Annotated in this window: 7 protein-coding genes and 1 pseudogene; 6 read left to right on the top strand and 2 right to left on the bottom strand. The window is 61.5% G+C overall.

Features of this window, described 5'->3' with window-relative positions; translation table 11 throughout:
• Positions 1 to 53 precede the first annotated feature (53 nt).
• Positions 54 to 2,204 carry a malate synthase G gene (locus AB0T83_RS11615; protein ID WP_366193215.1) on the top strand — a complete coding sequence of 717 codons (2,151 nt, stop codon included), beginning with the start codon at positions 54 to 56 and terminating at the stop codon, positions 2,202 to 2,204.
• A gap of 55 nt (positions 2,205 to 2,259) precedes the next feature.
• Here the strand turns inward: AB0T83_RS11615 and AB0T83_RS11610 are convergent, their stop codons facing one another.
• On the bottom strand, positions 2,260 to 4,083 hold the full coding sequence (locus AB0T83_RS11610; RefSeq protein ID WP_366193214.1) for a M3 family oligoendopeptidase: 1,824 nt from the start codon (positions 4,081 to 4,083) through the stop codon (positions 2,260 to 2,262).
• Positions 4,084 to 4,229: 146 nt separating this feature from the next.
• Here AB0T83_RS11610 and AB0T83_RS11605 point away from each other — a divergent pair, with 146 nt between their 5' ends.
• From AB0T83_RS11605 to AB0T83_RS11595, 3 genes and pseudogenes are all read left to right on the top strand, one after another.
• Entirely contained in the window at positions 4,230 to 5,108 is an 879-nt protein-coding gene (locus tag AB0T83_RS11605) for an IS1595 family transposase (protein ID WP_366193213.1), read from the top strand.
• A 955-nt stretch (positions 5,109 to 6,063) separates the two neighbouring features.
• Positions 6,064 to 6,474, top strand: a pseudogene (locus AB0T83_RS11600) (IS66 family transposase); the annotation flags it as partial.
• 36 nt (positions 6,475 to 6,510) lie between these two features.
• Positions 6,511 to 7,056, top strand: coding sequence for a transposase domain-containing protein (locus tag AB0T83_RS11595; protein WP_366193307.1), 546 nt, complete (start codon positions 6,511 to 6,513; stop codon positions 7,054 to 7,056).
• Positions 7,057 to 7,198: 142 nt separating this feature from the next.
• Here the strand turns inward: AB0T83_RS11595 and AB0T83_RS11590 are convergent, their stop codons facing one another.
• Positions 7,199 to 8,116, bottom strand: coding sequence for an NAD(P)-dependent oxidoreductase (locus AB0T83_RS11590; protein ID WP_366193211.1), 918 nt, complete (start codon positions 8,114 to 8,116; stop codon positions 7,199 to 7,201).
• 158 nt (positions 8,117 to 8,274) lie between these two features.
• Between AB0T83_RS11590 and AB0T83_RS11585 the strand changes: the two genes are divergently transcribed.
• Together AB0T83_RS11585 and AB0T83_RS11580 are read left to right on the top strand one after the other, a co-directional pair.
• Entirely contained in the window at positions 8,275 to 10,101 is a 1,827-nt protein-coding gene (locus AB0T83_RS11585) for an autotransporter assembly complex protein TamA (protein WP_366193210.1), read from the top strand.
• Entirely contained in the window at positions 10,101 to 14,165 is a 4,065-nt protein-coding gene (locus tag AB0T83_RS11580; RefSeq protein ID WP_366193209.1) for a translocation/assembly module TamB domain-containing protein, read from the top strand. Before AB0T83_RS11585 ends, AB0T83_RS11580 begins: the two co-directional genes overlap by 1 nt.
• Positions 14,166 to 14,214: the final 49 nt, after the last annotated feature.

Here is a 14,214-nt window from a genome sequence, read left to right as displayed (position 1 = left end):
CGTCGCCGCAGCAGACGCTATCCCTGTGCCAAACAATGCTCAAGGACATGCCCATGACGACCGGAACCCAATCCACCCCGCGCTATCTTGACCGTGGCGACCTGAAGGTCGACCCGACCCTGACAGCATTCCTGGAAGAGCAGGCATTGCCGGGAACGGGCATCGATGCCGATGCATTCTGGTCGGGGTTCTCGGGTCTGGTAGCGGAATTCGGGCCGAGGATCCGTAGCGCATTGGCGTATCGGGCCACGATGCAGGAAAAGCTGGACGCCTGGCATCGCGATCATCGCGGCGCGGCGCAGGATCCCGACGCCTATCGCGCCTTTTTGACCGAGATCGGCTATATCGAGCCGGAAGGCCTCGATTTCGCCATCGGCACCGAGAATACCGATCCCGAGATTGCCTCGGTGGCTGGGCCGCAGTTGGTGGTTCCGGTGACCAACGCGCGGTACGTGCTGAACGCGGCCAACGCGCGCTGGGGGTCGCTCTATGATGCGCTTTATGGCACCGATGCCATGGGCGATCTGCCCAAGGGCGGTGGTTTCGACGCGGCGCGCGGCAAGAAGGTCATCGCCTGGTCCAAGGCGTTTCTGGACGACGCCGTGCCGCTGGCCCAGGGCAGCCACGGCGACGCGACCGGCTATTGCGTGACGAAAGGACAACTTCAGCCGACACTCGCCGATCCCGCGCAATTCGCGGGTTATCAGGGGTCGGCAGAAGCACCAGATTCAATCCTGTTTGTAAACAACGGTCTGCATATCGTTCTTGACGTAAATCGCGAGCATCCGGTGGGTCAGTTGGACAGCGCTGGCATCAGCGACCTCCGGCTTGAATCTGCCATGTCGGCCATCATCGACTGCGAGGATTCCGTCGCCGTCGTCGATGGCCCCGACAAGGCACAGGCCTATGGCAATTGGCTGGGCCTGATGGACGGGTCGCTGACCGCCAGCTTCCCCAAGGGCGGCAAGGAGGTCACCCGCAGCCTGTCCGACGACCTGCGCTTTACCGGCCCGGACGGGTCCGAGATGGTGCTGAAGGGCAGGGCGCTGCTGCTGGTACGCAACGTGGGGCATCTGATGACCACCCCGGCGGTGCTGGATGCGGACGGTCAGGAAGTGTCCGAAGGGCTGATGGATGCGCTGATCACCGTTCTGATCGCGATGCATGACCTGAACGGCGCGCGCCGCAATTCTGCCGCCGGATCGGTCTATGTGGTCAAGCCGAAGATGCACGGGTCTGCCGAAGTGGCGCTGACCGATGCCATGTTCACCGCCGTCGAGAACATCCTCGGCCTGCCGCAATACACTGTGAAAATCGGCATCATGGATGAAGAGCGTCGCACCAGCGTCAACCTCAAGGAATGCATCCGCGCCGCCCGCAACCGCGTGGCCTTCATCAACACCGGGTTCCTGGACCGCACCGGCGACGAGATCCACAGTGGCATGGAAGCCGGACCTTTCCTGCGCAAGGCCGAGATGAGATCCGCGGCCTGGTTGCAGCACTATGAAGCCCGCAACGTCGAGATCGGCCTCGCCTGCGGTCTGCGCGGCAAGGCGCAGATCGGCAAGGGCATGTGGGCCATGCCCGACCTGATGGCCGACATGCTGGAGGCCAAAATCGGCCACCCGAAAGCCGGCGCCAATTGCGCCTGGGTGCCATCGCCCACGGCCGCCACGCTGCACGCCACCCATTACCACAAGGTGAATGTCGCCGCCGTGCAGGACGAGATCGCAAAGCGCCCGCCGCAAGGCACGCTGGACGGCCTGCTGACCGTGCCGATCCGCGATGGTCAGAACTGGTCCGAGGCCGACATCGTCGCCGAGGTGGAAAACAACTGTCAGGGCATCCTGGGCTACGTGGTGCGCTGGGTCGATCAGGGTGTGGGTTGTTCGAAAGTGCCCGATATTCATGACGTCGGACTGATGGAAGATCGCGCCACCTGCCGGATCTCAAGTCAGGCGCTCAGCAACTGGCTGCACCACGGCATTGTCACGCGCGAACAGGTAGACGCCGCGCTGCGCAAAATGGCAGGTGTCGTCGATCAGCAGAACGCTGGCGACCCGGCCTATTTGCCCATGGCGCCCGGTTTCGACGGCCCGGCCTTCCAGGCCGCTGCCGCACTGATCTTCGAAGGCACCCGCCAGCCCTCGGGCTATACCGAGCCCTTGCTGCACAAGTTCCGGGCAGTGAGGAAAGCCCTGTAAGGCCTTCTTCCGATTGTAAATAGTCCTGCAAAGGGCAGGGTGGATGATGGAGGCGTTACGCCTCCATCGCTTCCAACTCGTCGATCAGGTCCGAGATCATCTGCAGACCCTTGTCCCAAAAGGCAGGGTCCGTGGCATCCAGACCGAAGGGCGCCAGCAATTCGGTGTGATGCTTCGATCCGCCGGCCTTGAGCATGTCGAAATACTTGTCCTGGAAGCCCTCGGCACCGCTAGCATAGACCGCATACAGCGCATTCACCAACCCGTCGCCGAACGCATAGGCGTAGACGTAGAACGGCGAATGCACGAAGTGCGGGACATAGGCCCAGAAGGTCTCGTAGCCGTCCATGAAATTGAACGCCTCGCCAAGGCTTTCGGCCTGCACGCTCATCCAAAGCGCGTTGATGTCGTCGGGAGTCAATTCGCCCTCGCGCCGCGCCGCGTGCAATTTGCACTCAAAGTCATAGAAGGCGATCTGGCGGACCACAGTGTTGATCATGTCTTCGACCTTGCCGGCCAGCAGAATCTTCTTCTGCGCGGGGCTGTCGGCTTCGTCCAGCAGCTTGCGGAAGGTCAGCATCTCGCCGAACACCGAGGCGGTTTCGGCCAGCGTCAGCGGTGTCGAGGACAGCAGTTCGCCCTGATCGGCGGCCAGAACCTGATGCACGCCATGGCCCAACTCATGCGCCAGCGTCATGACATCGCGCGGTTTTCCCAGGTAGTTCAGCATCACATAGGGATGCACATTGGTGACCGTCGGATGCGCGAAGGCACCGGGGGCCTTGCCGGGCTTCACCTCGGCATCGATCCAGCCCTTCGCGAAAAACGGCGCGGCGATCTCGGCCATGCGCGGGTCGAAAGCGGCATAGGCTTCGGTCACGGTGGTTTTCGCAGTGTCCCAGTCCACCAGCGTTGTATCTTCCATGGGCAGCGGCGCGTTGCGATCCCAGACCTCCAGCACGTCCAGACCCAGCCACTTGCGCTTCAACTCGTAATAGCGATGCGACAGCTTGGGGTAGGCGGCCACGACCGCGTTGCGCAAGGCCTCGACGACCTCGGGTTCCACATGGTTGGCCAGATGCCGTCCGGTCTGTGGCGTCGGCATCTTGCGCCAGCGATCCTCGATCTCCTTTTCCTTGGCCAGAGTGTTGTGAACACGCGCGAAAATCTTGACGTTCTCGCCGAACACCCGCGCCAGTTCCCGCGCCGCGGCCTCGCGTTTGGTGCGATCCTGTTCGGTCAGGAAGTTCAGGGTGGCCTCAAGGTTCAGGGTCTCGCCATCAATGGTAAAGTCCAGATCCGCGATGGTTTCATCGAACAGCCGGTTCCACGCCGCAGCACCCACGGCACTTTGATCGTGCAGGAATTTCTCCAACTCGTCGGACAGCTGGTACGGCTTCATAGCGCGCACCCGGTCGAAAATCGGCTTGTAGCGGGCCAGATCCTCGTTTTCGTCAAACATCGCGGCCAGCTTGTCGTCATCCAGCCGGTTCAGTTCCAGCGTGTAGAACACCAGCTGTGTCGTCATGGTGGTGATGCGGTCCTGCATGTCGGCCATGAACTTGGCGCGCTCGGCATCCACGGTGTTCTGATAATAGCGCAGCCCGGCATAGGACATGACGCGGCCAGCAACCTGGCTGATCTGCTCGTCACGTTTCACGCATTTCAGCATGCCGTCAGCATCCAGCGTGTCGAGCTTGCCGTCATAGTCGGCCGCGAACTCTGCGCAGGCGGTCTCCAGCCATTCCAGATCCTCGCTCAACGCGTCGCAATCGGGAGACTCATAGAGATCCCGAAGATCCCATTCCGGAAGCTGTCCAAGCGGGGATGCGCCTTGTTCGGCATGCGCGTCGAATTGGCGAGTGGGAAATGTCGGCATATGATCCTCGATGATTGTGTCGACCCTACATATGAGCGACGTAGGCTGGATCACAAGGCATCTGCGCGTGGCGGCAAGCTCTGGTACCCCTGAATGATGGGGAATATCCCCTTTACATACGGTGAGACAAAGCCGACATATTCTGTATGAAACAGACAAACGTCCGCCAGTTCTTCCAGAAATTCCCGACCGACGATGCTTGCCTAGAGCATCTTTTCAACGTCCGGATCGGTCAGGGCCACGTATGCCCGAAGTGTCAGCGCGCGGCGAAATGGTATCGTCTTGAGTCCGAGAAGGCTTATTCCTGCCAGTGGTGCGGCCATCACATTCACCCGATGGTCGGCAGCATCTTCGAAAAAAGCCGCACGCCGTTGCAACTCTGGTTCTACGCGATCTTCCTGTTCACCACCTCCAAGCATGGTGTCAGCGGCAAGGAATTGCAGCGGCAGCTTGGCGTGACCTACAAGACCGCATGGCGCATGGCCGCGCTGATCCGCGAACACATGGCGGCGGTTGATGGCGACGAACCGCTGGGCGGTGAAGGCAAGACTGTTGAAGTCGATGAAACCTTTGTTGGCGGTGTCACAACCGGCATGGACTGGCGCAAGCGCAAGACGGTTGTCATGGGCATGATTGAGCGCGACGGTGACGCGATGCTCAAGGTGGTTCCCGACCAGACACGCGGTTCGCTGATCCCGCAGATCACCTCGAATGTTCTGCCCGGTTCAGAGGTCCACACGGACGAGCTTCGGGCCTATGACCGCGCGCTCCCGGTCACGGACTACGAGCACAAGACGGTGCACCATGCTTCTGGAGAATACGCCAAGCCGGACGGCACCAGCACAAACCAGATTGAAAGCTTCTTCAACCACCTGAAAAAGTCGATTGCGGGCACACACACCAGCGTGTCGCCCAAGCACCTTGAGCGCTACGTCAAGGAGTTCGAGTACCGCTTCAATCGTCGGATGCGTCCCGAGATGATGCTGGACAAGTTGCTTTCCCGGTTTCCCGAGTTGAGCGCTTGATCAGGGCATCCAGCTTGTCGAGATCGCCGTCAGGGTCGGCCTCGTGCTCCTTGATGAAGCACTCAAAGTCAGAATCTTTTTCTCTAGCCTGTTTCAGGTTTTTCATTTTCCATACTATCGCCATAAATAGCCAGATTAGGAGCTTGTATGCGAAATTCTACAGCAAGTTGCCTTGGGAGCAGCAAGCATACCTCTACAAATTCACAATCTCTGAATGTGCAATCCGAAAAAGCTACCACCCCTCCGTTTGAGTAGAAGCTTTCGCCCATGTTTATGAAATTGCAACTGTCGAGGATCGGGCCAGTGTTAGTGACATTTCTCAGGAATGCAATCGGCATAGGGCCGACAAACCGGCAACGTGTAAAGTCCTTGTTGCTGATTACCTAGTGCCGAGAATCATATAGATCATCAACTCGGATTACCTTCTTTTCGAAGTGATCGTCCAGAATATTGATACCAGTAGGCGCTTCCAAGCGCCTTTCATTCAGCTTCCTTCGACTTACAGCCTCAGAAGAGAAGGCATATCCCGCGAAAATGAGCGCAAATATGAGTGCCCCGGCAAATCCGCACGCCACCCAAGCTATGGGTCCATAACTTGCTACCCAGCCGGTTGAAGATCCAGCCCAAGCAGCAATGCCAAAGCTACTCACAAGTCCACCCGCACCGAAGAGCGCGTGCCACAGCGAAATAGTCCATTCGCCGTGCATCATTATCTTGAGAAGATTCCGTAAGAATTGCATAGGCGTTCATCTCATACACCTGCCGCCGGAGTCGAGAAGAAACGTATGCCGAGGGGATACACCCCGGAATGTTATACATAACTATGGTTATAGTGATACCGTGTGTGCGCGCAAAGTTACAGTGTCCCACATCTGCAAGGTAGAAGTGGGACACTGTCTCCAATGAGAACAGGCAGAGAGTATGGGCATGGGATGGGTCTTGGCAGGTCTTTGAAAAACTCCAGCCTCGTCGCCTATCGCGGAATATGGCCCACTTCCGGCGCAAGTTCGTAGATGTGCACCGATCCCAAGGCTCAGCCATCGCCGAAGAGGCGATCCTCCGCATCAGAGAACTCTACGCCATCGAGAAAGAGGCCCGCGGTTCGCCACCCGACCAACGTGCCGCGATCCGAAAGGCAAAAGCGAGGCCCATCTTCGACGATTTGCAGGACTGGCTGAATGCGCAACTGCCAACAATCTCGGGAAAAACCCCGCTCGCCCAGGCAATCCGATATGCTCTGACCCGAATGCGGCGGCTCAAGCCGTACCTCGCCCACGGCATCCTGGAGATTGACAACAACACCGCCGAACGGGCCATGCGGGCAATCGCTCTGGGGCGGAAAAACTACCTCTTCGTCGGATCACCCGCCGGTGGGCGCGCTGCAGCCGTCGCCTACACCCTCATCGAAACCGCCAAGCTCAACGGCGTCGATCCCCATACCTGGCTCGCCGCCACCATCGCTTGCATCCCAGCCTACAAGATCACCCGCGTAAATGACCTGCTGCCCTGGAATTGCCGGTCACACCGGACGCTTACGTGCTGGCGCGACGAACGCTATGTCAGCCAGCAGCTCGCCTGTTCCTGCGACCGGCAGCGGATCATCCTCGAAGAGAACGAGATCACGCGCGGCCTGCCCGGCAAGTATGTCGATAGCTTCGAGTATCCCGACGGCCGGCTCGAGTTTCACTGGAAGGGTGTATCACGCCCCTACTCAGTCTTCGACAAGGACCAGCGCGTCACGCATTCTGCGATCACCGAGAACAAGCATCTGAGCGCAGTACTCGAGCACATCAAGGCCGAACAGGACAAGGCCCCACCCAAGAAACGCCGCGCGGGCGAACAACGGTCCCGCTACAAACCCAACGGTCGCCGCAACGATGGCCGGAATTCATTGGCTGACCGCAAGCGCATTGCAGACTGTAAAGCCAGCCAGGGCTGCGATATCTGAGGTCTCCGCCCTGTCAGGCTTTGTAAATCTCAGCGCCCATGTGGGACATTTCTACTTGGTTGCAACATTGTGCATGCCTTGATGCGCCCGCAATGGTGTCCTGCGAGACCCGTTTCAGAGTCCCGCACGACTCTTCTCGTTGTCAGATGTTCTGGCCCTTAAGAACACGCAGCCGTTGGATCAGGCTTGAGGTGTCCCACCGACCGCCCCCCAGCGATTGCACGTCGCCGTAGAACTGATCCACCAGCGCCGCCACCGGCAGGCTGACGCCCATGTCCTTGGCCTGCGCCAGCGCGATGCCCAGATCCTTGCGCATCCAGTCCACCGCGAAGCCGAAGTCGAACTTGCCGTCCACCATGGTGTCGGCCCGGTTGGCCAATTGCCATGAACCACCAGCGCCTTGTGCAACCAGTTTGGCGACCTTCTTGGCATCCAGCCCGGCCTCGCTGGCCATGAACAGTCCTTCCGAGATGCCCTGGACAATCCCGGCGATGCAGATCTGGTTGACCATCTTGGTCAGTTGGCCGGCGCCGACCTCGCCGAACAACTCGGTGGCTTTCGCATAGGCCGACATCACGGCCTGGGCACGGTCGAAATCGGCCTGGCTGCCGCCGCACATGATCGCCAGTTGGCCGCCCTCGGCACCGGCCTGACCACCGGACACCGGCGCGTCGACAAAGCCAATGCCCTTGTCCGCGCCTACCGCCGCCAGTTCACGAGCAACAGAGGCCGACGCCGTGGTGTGATCCACGAACAGGCTGCCCTGGCGCATCCCGGCAAAGGCGCCGTCCTCGCCCAGAACCACCGACCTTAGGTCATCGTCATTGCCCACACAGCAAAACACGATCTCGGCCTCCGTGGCAGCAGCCCGTGGCGTGTCGGCAGCGGTGCCTCCGTACTGCTCTGCCCAGGCTGCCGCCTTGGCGGCGGTGCGGTTGTAGACGGTGACCTGATGGCCAGCATTCTGAAGATGTCCGGCCATGGGATATCCCATGACTCCAAGACCAAGAAATGCGACGCGTGACATGCTGGTTCTCCTTGCCTGACTGACCCCTGACATCGCGCCAGCCCACGGAAAGGTCAAAACGTTTTTTTTACAGTGAGACCGGGATACATCTTTTCGAAGGGAAATCACGCGGCGTCAAAGTCGGCGGTTTACAGCCTTTCGAATCCGCTTCACTAACGGGGGTAATCTCGCCTGTAGACCAAGGAATTGTCATGCGCCGACTTGTTGTGAACACCTTGACAATGGCCGTTCTGGCCGTCCCTGCCCTTGCGTTCGACAGTGTGACCGTGACCGTCAGCGGCATCGCTGATGAAGACAAGCGCGAAGCCATCGAAAAGCGGCTCAAGTCGGTGGCGCTCACCTCGCAGGCGCTGGAACAGGAAGAGTCCGACGCCGCCGTGATCTTCGGCAGCGCGCGGTCGGATTATTCCCGCATGGTCAGCGTCATGTACGGCGAAGGCTATTACGGGCCTTCCGTCTCGGTGAAAATCGACGGGCGCGAGGCTGCGGATATCGATCCCTTCACACTGCCCAAGTCCATCGACAAGGTGACCATCGCGGTCGAGGCCGGCCCGCAGTTCACCTTTGGCAAGACCCAGGTTGGACCCCGCGCCCCCACTGCCAACGCCAATCCAATCGTTGAGGGCTTCGTGCCGGGCGCGGTCGCGCAGGCCAATCTGGTGGTGTCTGCGGCGAAGGCCGGCGTGCAGGAATGGAAGGTCGACGGCCACGCCAAGGCCAGTGTCAAGGATCAGACCATCATCGCCAACCATCCCAAACGCCAGTTGAATGCCGAGGTCGTACTGGCCCCCGGCCCGCTGCTTCGGTTCGGATCGCTGAGCATCGATGGAGAGCGGAATGTCAGCAACAAGCGCGTGCGCCAGATCATGGGCTTTCCAGAGGGCGAGGTTTACAACCCGGACGAACTGCGCGATGCGGTCAACCGCGTCCGCCGCACCGGCACCTTCAGCACCGTCTCGGTGCGCGAGGCCGAAACGCCCAATCCCGATGGCACGCTCGACTACCAGATGACGCTGATCGAGGAGAAACCGCGCCGGTTCGGGCTGTTGGCCGAATACGATACACTGGACGGCTTCACCGTCGGCGGCTACTGGATTCACCGCAATCTGTTTGGCGGGGCCGAACGGCTGCGGATCGATGCGGAAGCGGCCAATATCGGCAGTGACAAGCTCAGCGACGCCGGCGGGATCGACTACACGGCATCGCTTCGCCTGACTCGGCCCGGCTCTTTCGGTCACGACAACGACGCCTTCTTCTTTGCAACATATGAAGACACCAACGATCCGGATTACACCGAAGAAGCCTTCAGCTTTGGCGTCGGTGTCACGCGCTACTTCAATGAAGACCTGTTCGGCCAGGTTGCCGGTGGTCTGCGCTATTCGCATTCGGTGGATGTGTTCGGGGATCGCGAGTTCTACCACGCGATCCTGCCCGCGCGTCTTGAATGGGACAAGCGCGACGATCCCGGCGATGCGACGAGGGGCTTTTATCTTGATACATTGGCGACGCCGTATCTGGGGCTGGATGACAGCCAAAGCGGCATGGTGGCCACGGTTGACGCACGAACCTACCACGGCTTTGGCGAATCCAAGTCGTTCGTCATGGCCGGGCGTCTGTTGCTGGGCACGGTTGTCGGTTCGGACCTGGATCAGACCCCGCCGGATTTCCTGTTCTTCTCGGGCGGCGCCGACACGGTGCGCGGCCAGAAATACAAAAGCCTCGGGGTCGACGTGGGCGCGTCCGAACAATCAGGTGGCCGCAGCTTCGTGGGCGTTTCAGCCGAGGCGCGCTATTGGGTCACCTCCACCATCGGTGTCGTGGGCTTTGCCGACTTTGGCTTTGTCGGGCCGGACAGCTACCCCACCGACGCCGGGGACAGCCAGTCGGGTCTGGGCATCGGCGTGCGCTATGCCACGCCGATCGGTCCGTTGCGGGTTGATCTGGCCACGCCCTATACCGGTCAGGTGAAGGAATTCTCTCGGGTAGCTCTCTATATCGGCGTGGGACAGGCATTCTGATGACAACGCGGCGCATTCTTCCCCCGATCATTCTGGCAGCCGTTGTTTCGACCGCGCCTGTGGCGCTGGCGCAGGACGACGGCAAGAATGAAGACGCCAGTTTCCTGGAAAACCTGATCCAGAACGCGCTTGGCGGCGAGGGCCGTACGGTGCAGGTGCGCGGGCTTGAGGGGCTGCTCAGCTCCGAAGCCCGGATCGGCCTGATCGAGATGTCGGATGATGATGGCGTGTTCCTGACCGTGCGCGACATCGTGCTGGACTGGCGCCGCCTGGCGCTGGTGCGGCGACGGCTTGAGGTCAACGCGCTGACCATCGGCACCGTGGATTTCGTGCGCCCGCCCCTGCCCGGCCCGGAACAACCGCCCGAACTGGCCGCCGACCCAGATGCCCAGCCCGAACCGTTCGCGCTGCCCGAACTGCCGGTATCGGTCGATGTGAAGCAACTGTCGGTCGGCGGTGTGCGGATCGGAGAACCGGTACTGGGCCAGCAAGTCGATCTGTCGGTCACCGGCAATGCCCGGTTGCAGGATGGGGAAGGCGCGCTGGAACTGGCGATCTTCCGCATCGACGGGCAAGAGGCTGCGATCCGCGTGGCCGGTGGTTTCGAAAACGACTCGCGACGCCTCTACGTCGATCTGGACGTGTCCGAGGCCGACGACGGTCTGATCACCACGCTAGCCGGCATTCCCGGCACCCCACCGCTGGAATTGACGCTGAAGGGCGATGCCCCGATCAGCGATTTTCAGGCGGCACTGGAATTGCGCACCGATGACATCGTACGACTGGCCGGCGACATCGGTCTGCGCGAGGTTGCAGGCGACACCGACACGCCCGACCGGCTGATCACGGCGGATGTGGGCGGTGATATCGCCGACCTGTTCCTGCCCGATTACCGGGACTTCTTCGGCGACGAGATCACATTGAAGCTTTCGGCCCGTCAGGGCGAGGCCATCGGTCTGGATATCGAGGATCTGGACCTGAACACGCGCGGCCTGCGCCTGACCGGCGAAGTTGACCTGTCGCCCGAATACCTGCCGGTGACCGCCGACCTGAAGGCCAATCTGGGCACCGAGATCGGCTTGCCGGTGGTGCTGCCCCTGCCCGGCCCGCAAGTTCTGGTCGACAATGCCGATCTGGCAATCACCTATGACGAGGCCGCCGGCGACACGTTTTCGCTGGATCTGGTCGGCACCGGCTTCATGCAGGCGCAAGGCTATCTGGTCGATCGCGTGGCGCTGCAGGCCGCAGGCCAGTTGACGAAATCCGCGCCGACGACCGTTGATGAGGTCCAGGCGCGGGTCGACGCGGAAATTTCGGGGTTCTCGACCACCGACCATGCGCTGTGGCAAGCGGCGGGCGATGACTTCAGCCTCGGCGCGCTGATCGACTGGGATCTGGACGGGTTGCTGACTCTGCGCGATTTCCTTGTCACCAGCGGCGACATCACCGCACAAGGTCAGGCCGATGTGGCGGGATTGTCGGAAAGCCGCCCGCAAATCTCGGCACAGCTTGACGCATCGGTCGGCGATCTGGACCGGTTCTCGGCCCTTGCGGGAGAGGATCTGTCCGGGTCCATCGACACTGGGTTGACGGCCGAGTTCAACACGGTGACAGGCGAAGGCTCGGTCACTCTGGACGGCCAGACCCGCGATATCGTTGTGGGCACCTATGACAGCAACGGCCTGCTGGCCGGTCTGGTGGATCTGGAGGTACAGGCCGCGCGCGGTGGCGACGGCATTTCGCTGGACAACCTGTCGCTCAGCGGCGAGCGGCTGGATCTGGCTGGCACCGCCCATATCGCACCGGATTTCTGGCCGCAGCACGTGAAACTCACCGGGCGGGTCGGCTCGGGCGATGGCAACCCCGTCGATTTGCCGGTACCGGGGCAGCAAATTTCGCTGGGCCGGGCAGATCTGGATGTCAGCTATGATGCGGACACTGGCGACCAATATGCCGTGACCCTTGCGGTGCGGGACTTTGTGCAGGCCGGGGTCATGGAACTGCAGGATCTGTCCCTGACCGCCGATGGCGCCCTGTCGCGCGATGGCAGCACCGTGACCGGCGCGACGTCGGATCTGGTTGCGGCCCTGAAGGGGGTCAGCGCGCAGGATCCGGAGATCTCGAAGGTTCTGGCCGATGGCGCGGACCTGAAAGCCAAGGTTGACTGGGTCGCCGATGGTGGCCTGCTGAACCTGTCGGGCTTCGCGCTGCGCTCGGGCGAGGTCAATGCCACGGCCGAGGTCAAGGTCACCGATCTGGCTGGCGAAGCGATGGCGGTGGACAGCACCTTCGATCTGGTCTCGGGCCCGCTCAGCCGGTTCGCGGCCCTGTCGGGTCAGGACCTGACCGGCAGAGTCGCCGCGCGCGGCACCGCATCCTATGCGCTGGATACCGGATTCTTCAACGTGGACGCCAATGCGCGTGCGCAGGATCTGGGCATCGGACAGCCGCAGGTTGACCAACTGGTCGCCGGTGAAACCACCCTGATCGCCCGCGCCCGCCGCGACGAGGACGGGCTGGTTCTGGACACCGTCAAGCTGGACGCGGCGCAGTTGAACCTGACCGCCGACGGCAACATGGTCAACGATATCACCACCATCAACCTGACCGCAGGTATGAAGAACGTCGGCGTGCTGACGCCCAGCTTCAACGGCCCGCTCAACATCGTGGCCACCGCCACCGGGGCTGGCGGCGGCTGGGGCGTGGATGGCAAGCTGGATGGGCCAGGCGGCTCGACCGCAACGGTCACAGGCGACGTGATCCGCGCTGATGGCACCATGGATCTTGAGGCTATCGGCGCCATCCCGCTGGGGCTGGCCAATGTGTTCCTGCTGCCGCGCACCATCGACGGGCTGGCACGCTTTGACCTGAAGGTTCAGGGGCAACCCGGACTGGATGCGGTCAATGGTACGGTCACGGTGGCCGGTGCACGGCTGACCGATCCGGCGACGCGCCTGACGCTGGACGATATCGCGGTTCAGCTTGGACTGGCCAACAGCACCGCCAATCTGGACGTGGGCACCAACCTGTCGTCGGGCGGACGCATCACGGTCACCGGCCCCATCGGGCTGGGCGATGGCCTGCCCGCCGAGATCACCGCGCGCCTCAGCCAGATCCATCTGGAAGATCCGACGCTGTACGATCTCAACCTGAACGGCGAGATCGGCGTCAATGGTCCGCTGGCCGGAGGCGCGGCCATCACCGGTGTGATCAACGTGGGCCGCAGCGTGCTGCGCATTCCGGGCGGCCTTGGCGGTGCTGGATCGATTCCGGACATCCAGCACGTGGGCGAAGGCGCCAAGTCGCTGCAAACCCGTATCCGGGCCGGTCTGGTCGAGGAAGAGGACGACGGCAACGGCGGCGGTGGCGTCGCCTACCCGCTCGACATCCGTATCTCGGCCCCGAACCAGATCTTCGTGCGCGGACGTGGCATCGATGCCGAAGTGGGCGGAGAGATCCAGATCGGCGGCACCACCGCGGCGGTCCAACCCAACGGCAGCCTGAAACTGATCCGCGGGCGCATGTCGCTTCTGGCCCAGCAACTGGAGTTCGAAACGGTCGATATTTCGCTGCAGGGCGATCTTGACCCTGACATCCGCATGATCGCCACCTCGGACAACGGTGATATCAACGCCAAGATCCAGATCGTGGGACCGGCCTCGGATCCCGAACTGTCCTTCACATCCGAGCCGGAACTGCCAGAGGACGAGGTGCTGGCACAACTGTTCTTCGGCAAGCCGGTACAAGACCTGACGCCGCTGGAACTGGCGCAACTGGTCAGCGCGATCAACACGCTGACCGGCGGCAGCGGCGGTGTCTTCGGACGGATCCGCGATGGCATTGGTGTCGATGATCTGAACGTGTCGACGGATGAGGAAGGCAAGACCGAGGTTTCGGCCGGCAAGTATATCACCGACAAGATCTATACCGATGTGACGGTCGGGTCTGACGGCAATACCGAGCTTGAGTTGAACTATGAAATCAACGACAAGCTGACCGCGCGCGGCGGCTTTGACCGCAAGGGCAACACCGCGTTGGGGTTCCGCTTCGAACTCGACTACTGAGGCCCCGCTTCAGAGCGTCACAAGAAAAAGCCCTCCGGTGCGGCGCGCA

Origin of the sequence: Meridianimarinicoccus marinus, assembly GCF_040689105.1 — a bacterium.
GTDB classification, from domain to species: domain Bacteria; phylum Pseudomonadota; class Alphaproteobacteria; order Rhodobacterales; family Rhodobacteraceae; genus Meridianimarinicoccus; species Meridianimarinicoccus marinus.
The sequence above is the reverse complement of the archived record's forward strand: the minus strand, read 5'-3'. Positions and strand labels throughout refer to the sequence as shown.